This window comes from Paenibacillus sp. P4_E11 (genome assembly GCF_056401635.1).
Map to the genome: position 1 here is coordinate 25987 of NZ_JBFUIX010000062.1, position 16013 is coordinate 41999.

Below are 16013 nucleotides of genomic sequence, written 5' to 3' on the forward strand. Positions count from 1 at the left end.
TCTAATAAATACTTTCACCGGTCGTTTTCTGACTAAGCTTATTCAAGGAGACAACGAGTACTACGCCAATCACAGCCTTGAACATACCGATCGCCGTCGTGTAGCTGTACTGTCCGCCCGTCAATCCAACTCGGTATACATACGTATCGAACACTTCCCCTACTTCTCGCACTAATGGGTTCAGGAAGAACAACACCTGCTCGACGTTCGCATCCAACAAATTGCCGATACGCAGCAGGAACAGGACGATAATCGTCGGCATTAGCGAGGGAAGGGTAATGCTCCACATCTTGCGCCAACGTCCGGCCCCATCCACTACAGCCGCCTCATACAAGCTCGGATTAATTCCGGCCATGGCCGCCAAATAGAGAATCATCGACCAGCCAATTTCCTTCCAGATCCCTGCGCCAATAACGACGCCGTAGAAATATTGAGGTTCTGTTAAGAAGGACATCGGACCGACACCGAAACGCCCGAGTATCTGATTGATCATTCCTTCGGAGGCCAATAACTCCATGAAGATCCCGCCAACGATGATCCAGGATAGGAAATGCGGGAGGTATAGCAGTGTTTGCACCCAACGCTTGAACCAGGTCAGCTGGATCTCATTCAATAACAGCGCAAGGATCAGTGGTGCCGGAAAGCCGAATAAGATCGAATACAGTCCGAATTTCAGCGTGTTTCGCAACACCATCATGAACTCGGGGTACTGAAACATGAAGACGAAGTGCTTCAACCCTACCCACTTGCTGTGAAACACACCCTGAAACAAATTATAGTCCTGAAACGCAATGACGTTCCCCACAAGCGGTATGTACTTGAAGATGAGGAAGTGAAGAAGCCCGGGGAGCGCGATCAGGAGTAAAACGATAGAATCGGTTGATTTCAATTTTCGGAGCAAAACGAATCTCCTTCCATAGGTGCAAGAAATGAGGAAAGGGGACCCCCAAGGATCAATTGCACATGGGAGATCCCCTTCCTTTTGACCACCATTACTTCTTGTTCGCGTTATACCAATCGGTCGCTTCTTTAATGGCAGCATCGCCACCGCGGCTTTTCCATTCCTTCACAAACTTATCGAAACCAGCGTCCAGATCTTCCTTACCTACTACCAGCTTCACAAATGCATCATAGAACAAGCTGCTCGTACCTAACCCCGCTTCCAGCTCCGGACGTCCTTTCAACGACTCAAGCGCCGGCATACCAAGCGATGCATGCTTATACACAGAATCTGCCGCATCCTTGTAACCTTTGGTCATAATATCTGCTTCCGGCAACAGACTCATCAGCAAGGCGGTATTGGAACCAGGACCCTTCGGATTGATCGTCTTCTGGAAGAAGCCGCTAGCCGTGTTCTCGGTGTTAGCCTTAGCGTTCGGATCGTAGACGACCTTGCCATTCTCTTCCTTGTAATTCTGATCCTTGATCCCGAAGGCAAAAAACTTCTTACCCTCTTCCGCTCCCCATGCCCAGTCCAAATATTTGATCACTTCTTCCGGGTTTTTCGTCTTGGCCGGAATGACCCATACGAAGTCAATTTGTTCGGATTGCGCCTCGAAGAACGATTGGCCGCGTGGACCTTTCGGCGGAGCCAGCATAACCGTTTCGGCATCAGGCTGATTCACGTATTTGGTTTTGTCGGCAAATGTTCGGTACTGGTTCGCCGCCGCCCCATACGCACCATACAAACCTTTGTATATATCGTTCGCGCGGTCGGACTGCTTGACCGTTACGAAATCTTTGTGAATGTAACCGTTGTCATACAGCTTCTTATAAAAAGCGATCGCTTCCTTCATCTCCGGCTGAATCACGTCCGGCTCCATACGACCATTCTTGAATTGCCAAGAGCCTGGTCTAACTCCGAATGAACCAGTGAATACGTCGTTCCAACCGAGGTTATCGGTAAGCGCAAGTGCATATTCGTTGTTCTTGCCATCACCGTTCATGTCGTTCTTCTTGACTCCTTCAGCGAACTTCAGGAAATCGTCAAGCGTCTTAGGCACGTCCAGTTTCAGCTTCTTCAACCAGTCTTGACGGATGAACATGACGCGGGTTGCCGGTGCTGCAGACACAATCGGAATGCCATAGGTAACGCCTTTCTTCTTAATCCGTGGGCTGTTCCAGGCCGTCTCAGGAACATTCTTCTTAATATTCGGTCCGTACTTGTTCAGCAGATCGTCAAGCGCGAGAAACACATTCTGGTCTACAGCTCCCGCATGGACATTGGAATCGATACTGCTGGTCATCATCAGATCGGACAATTCTCCAGTAGCGAACCGAAGCGCGAGCTGCTGGTTGTAATCCGCTCCGCCTCCCCATGTAAGTAACTCATGAGTGACATCGAACCCGGATACTCTGTTAATTTCCTTATAATACTTCTCTTTCTCCGCAGCAGGCGCTTGAACGGCGAACGTCTCCCCGCCATCTGTTGTTAAGATGCGGATGTTCTTCTTGACCGCTGGTTTCCCTTCTCCGTCCTTGGAGCCTTGGGCCTGATCCACTGGCTTGTTGTCTCCGCAGGCTGTTAAAGTCGTTATTGCTAGTACAAGACATGACGATACGATGGCTGCTGACTTTTTCTTCATACTACTTTCCGTACCTCCCCTTAGACTCTATGCGTGCAAGCTCACTTGTTCTGAACCGATTATAGCAACGAACGAACCATTACCCCATGGGTTTATCAACGAAGTTATGGTCTTTTCACTTCTTCCCCCAATACGGTAAGCGAAATTCAAATTCCGTACCTGTCTCGTCTGAACGGTTGATGATTAGCCCGTAAGGGGTGCCAAAAGCAAGCCGCAATCGGCTGTGCACATTCCATATTCCAATCGTCCGGAACGGACGATAATCCGATCCTAGCATCTGCTGCTCAGAGTCGATCCCGAATGCTTCGTTGTACTTGTTCATCATTTGTGGGTCCATACCCATTCCTTGATCCGTGATGCGAAGCGAGAAGTAATCCGGGCCCGGCAGGCCCACGATGGTAATTTCCCCGGGGTGCAGTCCATGCTTCTCATAAGCGTGAATGATCGCGTTCTCAATAATCGGCTGCAGTGTCAGACGGAACAAGCTGACCTGATCGAGCTCCTCGTCATCCAGATGAATCGTCACCTGCAAGCATTCATAGCGCTCTGCCTGAATTAGCAAGTAGTTACGGATATGCTCAATCTCGTCGCGCAGCAGCACCAGATGCTGCGGATCGCCTACGCTGTACCGGAACATGTTAGCCAGCAATACGGTCATTTGACTGATCGGTTTGGCCTTGGCCAATATCGCATAGGAATTAATAATTTCCAGACTGTTGTATAGAAAGTGCGGATTGATTTGCGATTGCAGCGCCTGGAACATTGCTTCCCGTTGCTTCAGTTCCATCTCCTTATGCTTCATTCGGGAAGTATGAATCACCTCGAGCAACCTTTTGATTTCAAGCAGCATTTTATTAAACGTCACGGAAGCGAGCAGCAAGACGACAATGCCGATCATGATCGTCACCGTACGCAATTGTGTGAAATTAGCGATGAGTTCGTTCAATGGCACTTCGGATATCATCGTTAGATGCGTGTACACCGATGAGCTATATACGATGATCTTCTTCTCATCTCCGGTTCGGTCGACAAAGTATCCGTTCGGTTCGGTCATATTCCTGACCCAAGCGGAAGGAACCTGCGCCCCCCACTGCTTGGAATCCTGATGGTACAACAGCCGCGACGTATTATCGGATATCGCAATATTCCTCTGTTTCCCGAATGTGGTGGAGTCGTTCGTTTGTAAGATAGGCTCTAGCGAGAACGCGAACACCATCGCACCCGCATACTGGTACGTGGTCATATTGTAGATGTTACGATGCAGCAGCACGACCGGGACTCCGCCTACTTTCTGGATACTGACGATTCGGAATCCGTCCTCCTGCTCCTTCAGTTCGCGAAAATCGATATTCAGGTCGTTCACCCTCGAATCGCCCAGCATGGCACCTTTCACCGAGTACATGAAAAATCCGACGAGCTCTTTATTCCGATAGGCGATGCTCGGGTACAGTTCACGACTGATTCGATCCTTAAGCTGGAATAGCTCATAGGCGTTACTCGGGTCGAACTTGACGAATTCCTGAATGAGCGGATTGCCTGGAAGCGTCTGCGTCTCCAACTTCATTCTGGAGAAGTATTCATCGAGCCGACCGTTCAGCTGTCCGATATACTCCTTGTTGTAATAGATCGCGCTGTTCTCGATCGTTTCCGTTGATTTGGAATACCAGATCAAGCCTGTAATCAGAAAAGGGGTACAAAAAAATACGAGAAAAAATAAGATCAACTTCTGCTTGATCGATAGTTCTCTTCGTCTGAACTTCATGCAACTGAATCTCCTTGATGTTAAGTTCTAAATCATTCATCGGCACTGTAGCGGTATAAAAGCTAACCCGGCAATCATACAATACGCTTTATTGCCTTGTACATAGTTGTACAAGTGTTTCGCGTATAGCGCGGAATTTCCGCGCTGCAGCTGTCCTGACGAAACCATGTAAATGTCATGTTCACTTGATAATCCCCCTTGTACGAGAAGACGAATGCGAATATAGTTAGGACAATGAAGAGACTATTGAATATCAATATGCGGTGCGGGGCGCGTCTTCGGGCAGAATTAGACGGGTTTTCCGTCTAACTCGGGGCGGGGCGCGTCTTCGGGCAGAATTAGACGGGTTTTCCGTCTAACTCGGGTGCGGGGCGCGTCTTCGGGCAGAATTAGACGGGTTTTCCGTCTAACTCGGGTGCGGGGCGCGTCTTCAGGCAGAATTAGACGGGTTTTCCGTCTAACTCGGGTGCGGGGCGCGTCTTCGGGCAGAATTAGACGGGTTTTCCGTCATATCCCGATGTAAGCGACCGCCCGCCAGTGTTACTCAGCAGTCTCAAGAACCACCTTAGCTGCAATTATCACATGCGGCCGTTGTCTGCCGCACTTATCAGGAGGATAAAATGGAGCTTACCTTTATGGGAACCGCGAGCGCAGCCGGAAGTGTTCGCCGGGACAATACTTATATGCTGTTGAAGCAGCAAGACGATTGCTGGCTAATTGATGTAGGCGGGGATCCGCTAGGTAAATTAAAGCAGGCCCAAGTGACGCTCGACCAGATCCGCGGCGTCATCCTGACCCATCTCCATACCGATCACATCTACGGCCTGCCTTCATTACTATGGGGGATGTGGATCGCCGGGCGTACTGCACCGCTCAGCATCTACTGCTCCAAGACAGGAGCCGCTCAGCTGCAGGCGATCGTGGACAGCTATCAGGTACAGCAGTGGCCGATTCGGTTCGAGTTGAACTTCCGCCCATTCGACTGGACCGAAGAGAATGATTTGTTCGTGGAGGATGGACTATCCGTCTCCACGTTCCCGGTTCTGCATGCAGGCCCCACCGTTGGTATCAAGGCGGTAGAGGGGGATCGGGTCCTTATTTACTCTGCCGATACTGGCCCCTGCGATTGGATCCGCAATCAGCCTAGGATCGATGTGCTCGTTCACGAAGCGACGCTTGCCCGCGGTAATCCAACCATCCATACGAGTCTGGAGCAATTGGTCGGCTTCTACCCAATTGACCAGATCGGACGGATATTCGCCGTACATCTGACGGACGGCGAGCCGTACGGAGAGGTATTGGCTGAAGCCGGCATCTCGATCTCCCCCCGCATCGTACTGCCGGACGATATGTTTACCGTTACGGTATAGATGGTTAGCGCTATTAAGCACAAATGCGAAGAGGAGTACCCGTTGGGTACTCCTCTTCGTACATAGGCTTTCATGCAAGCCTCGGCTCATTTCAGGCGAATTTCGCTCGCAGATGATCCTTGGACGTCTTAATCCTGACCTCCGGGGTGTAACCGCAGTGTCAAGAGCGTCCCCGGCTCTAGCATTCCGAGGTCAAGTATCCGTTCATCCGTGACGGTAAGCGAGCGGACATGGTCCTCGGCCAATGTGACCACCTCGGCGCGTTCGAGCGGCATCGCGAATACGATTCTCGCGCGCACGGAACGACCATACGTTTCGAGTAGCCGCATTACCCAGGCGGTTCGGTCCTCCCCCACTTGATCATGGGAATGCTTCAGGGCTGTGACGATGACCCCCCTCGCTTCCGTCCAACCGGTAAGCGGCTCCATGGTTTCGATCTTGAACGCTTCGAAGGCACTCATCTTATTCGGGCTCGCCTCGCATTCGGCATGCAAGCAGACGGCTAGCGGCTGATTCAGCTCCCAAGCCCTCAAGTCCACTTGTCCTTCCGTCCAGTCCAACTCATGGGGATAGAGCGAATATACGAATTGGTGGCGGCCGAGATCGGGGCGATTGTCCGGCTCATAGGAGCTTCGCAGCAAGGTTTGGGATAACGTTGTTCCCTGCACGGAGCAGCCGTATTTGCCATCGTTAAGCAAAGCGATGCCGCAGGCTCCAGACCGCTTACCCTCAGAGAGGCCGAACCAGTGCAACGTTGGAACCTCAGCACCGTCAGCCTCACGGCTGACCGTACCGAACGGCACGTCGAACGATGCCTCTGCCTGGTGGAGCGCTGCGGCGAACGACACTTTGAGCATCGGTGCGTCAACCGCGGCCGTCCCTTGTTCGCCCCAGTCCACCTCCGTAATGAAATCGATTCGATCGATCCCCTCATACATACGAATTTCCTGGCGAATGACCGAGCTTTGAAAGCGATGAACCAGATGAACAGACTTTACGACCGGACCGCTGACTCCCGCGCGAACCTCCGCCCCCCTAATGAGTCGATGCGTGCGAGCAATTGCTCCAATCACCCAGGCCGACATGCCGTGTGGAACTTCCTCATGTATCTCGAATACATTCATACCGCCCGGACGTGCCAGCTCGCGCTGAAGCCGCTTATCATAGAGACTGTAGATCGTACCCGATTCATGATGAACCGATACCCGGTACCTCTTATTTTCCAATAGCACAGGTTTCTTGTCGGGTGCGGTTGAAGGGTTAACCGTTAGGTCGGTTATGTCACTTACATCAGCGCTCGCATACATGTATCTTACATAGCCAACAGGAGGAACCTCTGCGGCAAGGAACAGGGCGGAGCCATCCTCCATTTTTTGTACGGGAATACTCCGGCCTTGACCATCGATTAGATGGTCCCCTGTCCGCCAATGCAGCACGTCAGGAAATTCATTCGCGTCCAAATGAACGATGTCCGTCCGTGACCAGGAGAGCGTATTGAACACGTTCACGGAGAAAGCCTGCTCGGCTCCGTTCTGCCTCAAGCCCCCATCGGCGTGAACCGCCATCATCGCCTCCATCGCAGCTTGAGCCGAACGATTCGCCTTAAACTTGGCGGTTTCAGCCTGAGGCACCGCTTCTTCATAGGTCAATTGAATCGCGCATCCACACAAAATATCATGAAACTGATTAAAGCACTGTACACGCCACGGCTCCTGCAGCGACTTGGCCGCAGCGTCGGCAGTAGCACGATGATCGTGACTGCCAGCCGAACCCCGCCTGTGCATGTCCGCCATAACAAACAAGCTGTCAGCCCTCGACAGGGCATGCTCCGTATGACGATTCGCCTTCTTGATGTCGCCGTGGGAAGTATAACACCCTTCGAATGCGGGATTCAGCTCGCCGCGGATGATCGGCAGACGTACACCGGACGACTCCACAGCCTTGTAGAAATCCGTGCTTCGTGCGAATACGAACCGCGGTAGCAGACGACTGTCGTTCAGCCTGATCGCCCGGCGAATATCCTGCTTCGTCACCCCGCCTCCGTGGTCTCCGACACCGTACACGAACATAGCCGAACGCAGACCGTACTGTGTGGCCATCTCTGTCACAGCAGGCACCGTCTCCGAGGCATGAATGAATCCGTTATAATGCCGGGGATCCTGGAAGGCAAGCACCCGCGAGCCGTCATCCCCCTCCCACCAGAACAAGGGGACACCCTTCGGGCCGACTCTGCAGAAATAGTAGTACTTCAGCCCTGCGGCTGTAAGCAGCTTCGGCATCGTTGCGGGATGACCGAATGTGTCCGGCTCCCAGCAAATTTCCGGCGTCACGCCCAGCTCCTCACGGCTGTAGCGTATCCCCTCCAGGAACTGACGAGCTATGGTTTCATAGCCCGCCATATTCAAGTCCCCTTCCACCCAAGTTGCAGCGGTGACGTCCCAGCGTCCTTCGTCAATTCTTGCCTTGACTCTGGACCATAGCTCCGGAACCTTATCCTGCATCGCCTTGTAGGTAGCTGCTTGGCTGTGGGAGAAGGTCACGTCCGGGAATTCCGCCATAATCCCGTCAACCGATTCAAAATCCCGGCGTATTAGATTTTCGGTTTCGGACCAAGGCCAAAGCCAGTTCATATCGATGTGCGCATGTCCGACAAGGTAAAGCTGATAAGATTTGGCAGCCGGCTCGAAGCTAATCAGCCGATCACGTGTCGCATCGATCTCGGCCTTCAGCTCGCTCCATCTATTCTCTTCGAGGAGGGCCATGTTGAAGCTCATAACAGCTTCCTGAAGGGCAACCCGTTGCCCCTCATCACAGGCATCGCCGTTGCGAATCAAGAATAGCGCAAAGCCCAGCTCTTCAGCGAACGTGTCCAGCGTAAACCTCCAATCCTCTACCACATCTATGCGCAGATCGGCGTCGTGAAAGTACCCTAACCCGTCACCTTTCCGACAGTGAACGACAATTTCATATATCTCTTGACCTGTGATCTCAGGAGTGAGCGTCAGCGGTACCACCTTCGTATCCGCCCAGTAATCGACCTCGTATACGAGCTCGTTGTTGATATATATCTTGGAACCGATAAGCAAGCAAATCTCCAACTGAGCTGTCGATCCCGTCAGATCGAGTCCCATATATTCAACAGGAATACACACCCGGCGGTAAAATGTTTTGTCGTCTGCCTGCGGGGGCCAAACGTAGCGAATCCGTGCCTCAGGCCAATCCATATTGTCTGAGATACAGCACTCCATCGGGACAATTCGATTCGTATACCTCCACGTCCTAAGGCTCGAAATTTCCGTCAATTGTTCCTTCTTAGCACGCAGAACGCCTCGAAGCTGCTCAACCTTCTTTTCCAGTTCCGCCATGCTGCTAGCGATATGTGTCATCCGTTTCCCTCGCCTCCATTTAGTATGCGCTTTCAACACTTTTACTATAGTGGATTGACTTGGAATAGCCATGGGTCCAAATTGACAAATTATTAGATTTTCGCGTATCGCTCTTTGATATAAAAATGGGCTGCCGATTGTCGCTGCAGTCCCCGAGGGAGTTTAATAAAGGGGTAATAATCATCAACAAGATGGAAGAAGCAACTAGTATAAGAGTGGTCGTTTTGGATAATCTTTCTCTTCTTTTACCAATATACCAGCCTGAATACTGTAACTTATTTCTATAAAGAACAAAAAATAAACTTATTATTGCAATATATGCTAACCAAGCATAGTGAAAGTTGTTTAAATTAAAACCAAGAAATGAATAAGAATAGCCCAATAAAGATATAAAAAAACCAACAAAGATTAATAATAATAAAATGATACGTAAAATTTCCAATAATAAATAAAACATTATATAAACATCTCCCACATTCCTTTATATCCTGGTATTACCATTAATTATTCAAGTAATCTGCCATTAGTTGAACAGGCTGCCATTAATTCCGGCAGCCTATCATCATTGTAGGGCTATCGTGTCCATTAGCTTAGTCATACAGCTGATACTATAGCAAATGAGTGGTATTAGCAAAGTCACCTCGCAGAGTCACCAACTGGCGGTGAAAAATCTCTATCATGTGTACATCGATTCCACAAATCAACAAACTCCTCAAATGTTTGTCCAAGTATGTCCCCCCAGTTGGCAGGATTAATAGTTGTGATTTAACTAACTATCGTTTCCTGTTAAGGCCATAGAAAAGCCATTCCGTCGGAATGTCGGACGGAATGGCTTTTTCAAATGGTGATCAGAACATTACCCGAATCGTGTCCATGAGCGCACCGTTTGCGCGACGTCAATGCCATCGACAATCATCCGGCGGATGTCGTCATTGATCAACTGCCTTCCGGCATTCCATTTCCTGCTTCGGAAAAACGCGCTAAGCTCCACTTGTTCCAGTTCCTGGAGATAGCGTGACCAAATGGGGTGGTTTGTCAATCCCTGCTCCACTGCTTGTGACCGAGTACTGGGAAGCACCCAATACCGGCTGGCCAAAATATAATGTCGCAGAAATTCCCAGGCCAATCGTGGTTTTTTTGATTTCTGGGTGACTCTGGCGCCAGCCATATAGATCATATTCGTTTCGCACCCGCCAGGCATTTTCGGCAATCCGACAACCTCATACTTATTTTGCGAATCCGGATTATGCCAGAAGTGCCACCCGAAAAAAAAGCTCATCGCTGCGTCTTCTTGCTCAAACCCTGCAATACTCTCAGATTCATTGGGCATTCGAATGATCTTGTGTATGCGGAAAGCATCGATCAGTTTCCGGAAAGCCTCAACCGTGGCGGGGCTGTCCACATAACCGTGTGCTGTCGAGACGTCGGGCGCCACATAACTGCCCCCATTCCGCATCACGAATGGCTCCCACCATTCCACATCGACGCCCATTCCGAATCCGTACTGGGTTATCTGACCCTCGGCATCCCGCAAGGTGAGCTTTTTTGCGATTTCCACCAAGTCGTCCCATGTCCAATTGTCGGTGGGGTAAGCCAATCCGGCCCTGTCAAACATTTCCCGGTTATACGCTATAAGCGGCGTCATGATTTCCAGCGGTAATGCGGGCAAGACATCCCCATGATAGATAGCCCTACGCAAGCCTGGATACCAATCCTCCTCAAAACCTTCTATTTCCGCTGCATAAGGGGAGAGATCGATGAATAGGCCCCGGTATATACCGGGGCATTCCTCGCCATTAACGTATCCGCAACTAAACGGCAACGCTTTTTTAGATTTGCCGGCATGTATTGGGTTGCGACCAAACAACTCACTCCGTGCCCGCTTTCAGCGCCTCGCTCATGGATATTTTCGCGAGTTTCCTCCCGCACAGCCGCTTGGTCACTTCGTACACGGCGAAAATCACTACAAAACTTATCAGGACATACAACGGACTCACAATCATGGGCATCACCAGGTTGATCGTCTCCCCAAGATAACCGTACAGGGTGTTCCCGACAGCCAGCATCAAGGGCAGTCCGAGCCAGAAACCAATAAACACTACTGGCGTGGAACTGTTGAGAATCAACTTCGCAACCTCTTTTCCGCGATAGCCGAATACCTTCATTAGGGATACCGTGCGGCGGCTTTCCTCAATCATCAGCGACGTTACAAGAAAGATAATGATTGCCCCAGTCAGACTTGCGACGATGGTGATAAGCGCTACCGATGCTGTCATTGTAGATGTATCATCCATTGCATCGAGATTACTAAAGTCATGTACTCCAGTAAGCAGATTTTCGTCAATATCAAGCTTATTTTTGCTTAGCACCCCAAGATAGCTTCCCGGCGCGTTACCGGTCATGCGGTTGAACTCATCAAGGGGCATATAGATGTATTGCCCGTAGTAGGTTTGAACGATCCCATCTATCTTTAGACTGTATAATTTGCCGTCCACTTTGCTAACGATGTTAATCGTATCACCCACCTTTAGCCCCAGTCTGTACGCCAGGAGATACGTGATATTTACCTGATTCTTTGGCAGATCGTTGCCGTGCGAGTCACGCATCGTAATTCCAATGGAGTCCGGTTCCAAGCCCACAACGTAAAACTCCGCCTTTTCGTTCCCCTTGGGATAACTGCGAATTGCGTTAAGCGGCTCAGCGCCTTTTGGAACAGCTCCTTGCTGTATTTCTTTGAAAGTAGTTTCTATAGGAAAATACCTGTCGCTCCCGGCGCTGTCCATCAAGACCTTCATCGAATTGTGGACAGTAAAGCCAAACAGCAGCAGCATCGACGCTGCGCTAACGCCCAGCAGCAAAAACAACAGACGCGATATGCTGCGAATCTGCTCACGCAGTTTGAATTTAGTAGCGAATTTGAACCGCTCCAGCCGGAGTCTGCGTTCAAGGAAATTCACCTTCGTTTTTTGTTCATCGCCTTTCATCAACTCCGCCGCAGATTTCTTTAGCACTCTGCATAGAATGAAATAGCTCGAGAGACTCAGCAGAGCCATAGGCATCAGCACTCCCAGTGCCATGCTCAATGAAGGGAAGGATAAGCCTGTTACAGGCACATTGTAAGAAGACGTCAGAAAATCGATGACGGGTCCTACAACCGGCAGAGCAAGCAGTGTACCCGCAAGACCACCTGCAGCGGACAGCAGAGCCGGGATCGCCATATAGTGCCGGATCAGTTCACCCCGGCGATATCCCTGCGCGTACAGCGTACCAATGACTACGCCATCCGACTTGACCATGCGCTGGATCATCACGCCGAGAATAAGACAGCACAGCAGGAAAACTGACGCTGCCACGGGAGCGCCCATGGTCTTCGCACCTTCAATGTTCCCCCGCACCATCGCGATGCGCGCGTTGGTATCGGAGTTCAACCATTCAGAAAGGGAATATCCTTTTTTGGCTAAGAGCCCATTCAGATTGGCAGCCTTTGCTTTTACATTCTCCCTATCCTTCATGTATGCCGAGTATACTGTGGTCGCCTCCGGGAACGCCTTAAAATCCGCGTCGGAAATAAGACCGATACCAAAACCGTTGGGAGGATAGGTGTCATAAACGTTTTTTAGTATATAAATGTAATTGGGTATGGCTACCGTGCCAACGATATTGAATATTTTTCCGTTCAGCTTCATTTGATCGCCTATCTTCAACCCATGCATCTGGCAAAATTTCGGATCGAGCAAAATGTCCCCCGGATTTTCAAGGCCGCGTCCTGATGTTACCGCCGGGATATTGACCTTCGTGCCAGGGCTGAGAAGACGCAGTTCCCCGTTAGGCAGTTTTACGTCGTATTGCCGGTAAGCGTCGATCAGCGCGCCGGATTCTCTTTCCAGCGCCGCAATATCTTCCAGCGGTCTGTTTGACCTAAACGTAATGTCTTCCTGCCTGTATTCTTCGGCAAAGTCGCCGACCAGTTTTTCTAGGCTGTTGCCCACTCCCGAAGCTCCGACAAAATAAAAGCTCCCCAAAAATATCAAGATAAAGATACCGATATACTGCCCTTTGTTTTCCTTTATGATACGCCATACGCGTTTTCGCAGCGCCATTACCATTCAATCCTTTCCGCCGGGATAAGCTCGGAATTGTGAGCAACTTCCGCAACCTCGCCGCTTCTCAGCCGGAGCACGGCGTGCGCCATACCGGCGATGGCGCTGTTGTGGGTAATCATCAGGATGGTCGTGCCAAACTGCGCGTTTACTTTTTGGAGCAACGACAGCACGCCCCGCGAGGTCTCGAGGTCCAGCGCTCCGGTGGGCTCATCGCAAAGCAGGAGCTTTGGATTTTTGACGATGGCTCGTGCGATCGACACGCGCTGCTGCTCGCCGCCGGAGAGTTCCCGGGGGAAACGGTTCTTTTTGTCGGAAAGTCCGACAGCAGAAAGCACCTCGTCTGTATTAAGCGGGGTTTTACTGATGTTCGACACAACCTCGATGTTTTCGGCTACCGTGAGGTTCGGCACAAGGTTGTAGAACTGGAAGACGAAGCCCACGCTCTCCCGACGGTATTCAACCAGTTGATTGTCATTTAAATCCGTAATACGCTCGCCGTCCACTTCGACCGTGCCGCCGTCCGCCCAGTCCACGCCGCCTATAATGTTCATCAGCGTAGATTTACCCGAACCGGAGGGGCCTAATATTACTCCGATTTGTCCTCTTTCCATCTCCAAGCCCACACCTTTGAGTACATGGGTAATAATCCCTGTGTTATAGCTTTTCGTAAGGTTTGATACTGATAAAAACATATTTAAGTCCCCATTCCTTTTTTTATTAGTTCCAACATTTGATTAAGTTCATTTTTTATGGTCTGCTCCATGTCCGCAGTCATTTCTGCCGTAAAGTCAATATATAAATTCATCCAGCGCACCATAAAAGAAAGAGCCGGTAACTGTGAACAATCTCACATGTTACCGGCTCTGCGTCTTAGCGTCTGGCTCTTTGATAACTGACATATTCAGTTGTTTTACATTGATTATCGTTTCCTGTTTACACTTGGGACAAAATAGCGGGAAGTTTTCAAGCACCGTATCACCACGTATCTTGACCCGTGTTTTGTTGCCACAGACCGGGCATAATATCCACTCGTATTTACACACTCTACCATCCCTTTACTTGATGTTTTTGTTGACTACTATCATTTTAATGCCTGCAAACATTAAGCTGCTTTGCGTTTATAAGCCCTCATTGCGAAAATATACGCAACAATCAGAATACCCAGGCACCATGCGAGCGCGACCCAAATGTCATTGCCTACAGGCTGACCTGACAGCAGCGCGCGGATGGCTTCCACTATCGAGGTAACCGGCTGGTTTTCAGCAAAGGCACGGACGACTGACGGCATCGATTCGGTGGGCACAAACGCCGAACTGATAAACGGCAGGAAGATAAGCGGATAGGAAAACGCGCTTGCACCTTCCACCGATGTCGCGGACAGTCCGGCAATCGCCGCGACCCAAGTCAAAGCCAGCGTAAACAGCACGAGTATGCCGGCTACGGCAAGCCAAGACAGTACCCCCGCCGACGAGCGAAAGCCCATAATGAGCGCTACGAGAATGATTACGACAAGAGAAATGACGTTGGATACCACCGAGGTCAGCACGTGCCCCCACAGCACGGAGGAACGCGCAATCGGCATGGAGTGGAACCGCTCAATGATGCCCCGTTGCTTATCCAGAAACAGGCGGTAGGCCGTATAGGCTATGCCGCTTGCAATCGCAATCAGCAGGATTCCGGGCAACAGGTAGTTCACATAGTTATCCGTACCGGTTTGGATGGCGCCGCCAAACACATAGACGAACAGCAGCATCATTGCAATCGGAGTGATGCAAACTGTGAAGATGGTGTCCATGCTTCGCAGAATATGGCGCATGGAACGTCCAAGCATCACGCTCATGTCGCTGAAAAAATGTTCATTCATTGTTACTTTCCCTCCTGTTTACCGATGATTGCGAGGAAGATCTCCTCCAATGAAGGTTGTTTTTCCACGTACTCCGTCTTTGCGGGCGGGAACCGCTTTTTCAGTTCCTCGAGCGTGCCATTGGCAATAATCCTGCCCTTATGCAAAATGGCAATTCTATCGGCAAGTTGCTCAGCCTCTTCCAAATACTGAGTGGTCAGGAATACCGTCGTGCCACCGTCGGCAAGCTCCTTGACAATCTTCCAAGCTTCAATGCGTGCCTCGGGGTCCAGCCCTGTGGTCGGCTCGTCGAGGAAAATGAGCTGCGGATTTCCGATCAGGCTCATGGCAATGTCGATCCTGCGGCGCATACCGCCCGAATAGGTGGACACCCTGCGGTCGGCGGCGTCGGTCAAGCTGAAGCGATTCAGTAAATCATCCGCGACCTGACGCGGATTTTTGAGGTGCCGCAGTTTTGCAATCAAGATCAAATTTTCTCGCCCGGTCAATATCTCATCCACGGCAGCAAACTGCCCTGTTAGACTGATCGCATGCCGCACATTGTCGGGTTTTGACGCGACGTCAAATCCGTTTACGGTGGCGGTGCCTCCGTCCTGTTTGAGCAGCGTGGTGAGGATTCTGACAATCGTCGTCTTGCCCGCACCGTTGGAGCCAAGCAGGGCGAAAATCTCACCTCGCTTCACTTCAAAATCGACGCCCTTTAGGACTTCTGTGTCCTTGAAAGACTTTCGCAGACCTTTCACTTCAATTGCTTTTTCCATCCCGATATCCCCCCTTTACTTTCTTTTATCTGTAACTTTTTTCATGGCCTTGTTAACTTCTTGGTTAACAGATTCTTGATAGATGTCAGCGTAAGTTTTTGAATCTTTGATTAGATCGTCGCAGAAAGCCGCTACGTCACTGCCCGTCACTTCGAGCACGCCTTTCCCCAAGGCCGCGCCCT

Annotated in this window: 12 protein-coding genes; 1 reads left to right on the forward strand and 11 read right to left on the reverse strand. The window is 50.6% G+C overall.

Features of this window, described 5'->3' with window-relative positions:
* Position 1: 1 nt before the first annotated feature.
* The 3 genes from AC1DWB_RS21595 to AC1DWB_RS21605 form a co-directional block, all read right to left on the reverse strand.
* Entirely contained in the window at positions 2-901 is a 900-nt protein-coding gene (locus AC1DWB_RS21595) for an ABC transporter permease (RefSeq protein ID WP_477543158.1), read from the reverse strand.
* A 91-nt stretch (positions 902-992) separates the two neighbouring features.
* On the reverse strand, positions 993-2585 hold the full coding sequence (locus tag AC1DWB_RS21600) for an extracellular solute-binding protein (protein ID WP_477543159.1): 1593 nt from the start codon (positions 2583-2585) through the stop codon (positions 993-995).
* Between the two features lie 115 nt (positions 2586-2700).
* Complete coding sequence (locus AC1DWB_RS21605) at positions 2701-4347, reverse strand: cache domain-containing sensor histidine kinase (RefSeq protein ID WP_477543160.1); 1647 nt, start codon at positions 4345-4347, stop codon at positions 2701-2703.
* Between the two features lie 620 nt (positions 4348-4967).
* Here AC1DWB_RS21605 and AC1DWB_RS21610 point away from each other — a divergent pair.
* Positions 4968-5717: an MBL fold metallo-hydrolase gene (locus AC1DWB_RS21610; protein WP_477543161.1), complete on the forward strand. Its 750-nt coding sequence runs from the start codon at positions 4968-4970 to the stop codon at positions 5715-5717.
* 128 nt (positions 5718-5845) lie between these two features.
* On the opposite strand, the gene AC1DWB_RS21615 is transcribed toward AC1DWB_RS21610, so the two are convergent.
* The 8 genes from AC1DWB_RS21615 to AC1DWB_RS21650 form a co-directional block, all read right to left on the reverse strand.
* A complete protein-coding gene (locus AC1DWB_RS21615) occupies positions 5846-9103 on the reverse strand; it encodes an alpha-mannosidase (protein WP_477543162.1) in 3258 nt (1085 codons plus the stop codon).
* 856 nt (positions 9104-9959) lie between these two features.
* A complete protein-coding gene (locus tag AC1DWB_RS21620) occupies positions 9960-10970 on the reverse strand; it encodes an extracellular solute-binding protein (RefSeq protein ID WP_477543163.1) in 1011 nt (336 codons plus the stop codon).
* Position 10971: 1 nt separating this feature from the next.
* Positions 10972-13203, reverse strand: coding sequence for an ABC transporter permease (locus AC1DWB_RS21625; RefSeq protein WP_477543164.1), 2232 nt, complete (start codon positions 13201-13203; stop codon positions 10972-10974).
* On the reverse strand, positions 13203-13898 hold the full coding sequence (locus AC1DWB_RS21630) for an ABC transporter ATP-binding protein (protein ID WP_477543165.1): 696 nt from the start codon (positions 13896-13898) through the stop codon (positions 13203-13205). Before AC1DWB_RS21630 ends, AC1DWB_RS21625 begins: the two co-directional genes overlap by 1 nt.
* Positions 13899-14060: 162 nt before the next feature.
* Positions 14061-14249, reverse strand: coding sequence for a cysteine-rich KTR domain-containing protein (locus AC1DWB_RS21635; RefSeq protein WP_477543166.1), 189 nt, complete (start codon positions 14247-14249; stop codon positions 14061-14063).
* A 59-nt stretch (positions 14250-14308) separates the two neighbouring features.
* Positions 14309-15070 carry an ABC transporter permease gene (locus AC1DWB_RS21640; protein ID WP_477543167.1) on the reverse strand — a complete coding sequence of 254 codons (762 nt, stop codon included), beginning with the start codon at positions 15068-15070 and terminating at the stop codon, positions 14309-14311.
* A gap of 2 nt (positions 15071-15072) precedes the next feature.
* Entirely contained in the window at positions 15073-15831 is a 759-nt protein-coding gene (locus AC1DWB_RS21645; protein WP_477543168.1) for an ABC transporter ATP-binding protein, read from the reverse strand.
* A 15-nt stretch (positions 15832-15846) separates the two neighbouring features.
* Positions 15847-16013, reverse strand: a 167-nt coding sequence (locus AC1DWB_RS21650) for a DUF1048 domain-containing protein (RefSeq protein ID WP_477543169.1), incomplete at its 5' end; no start/stop codon positions are given.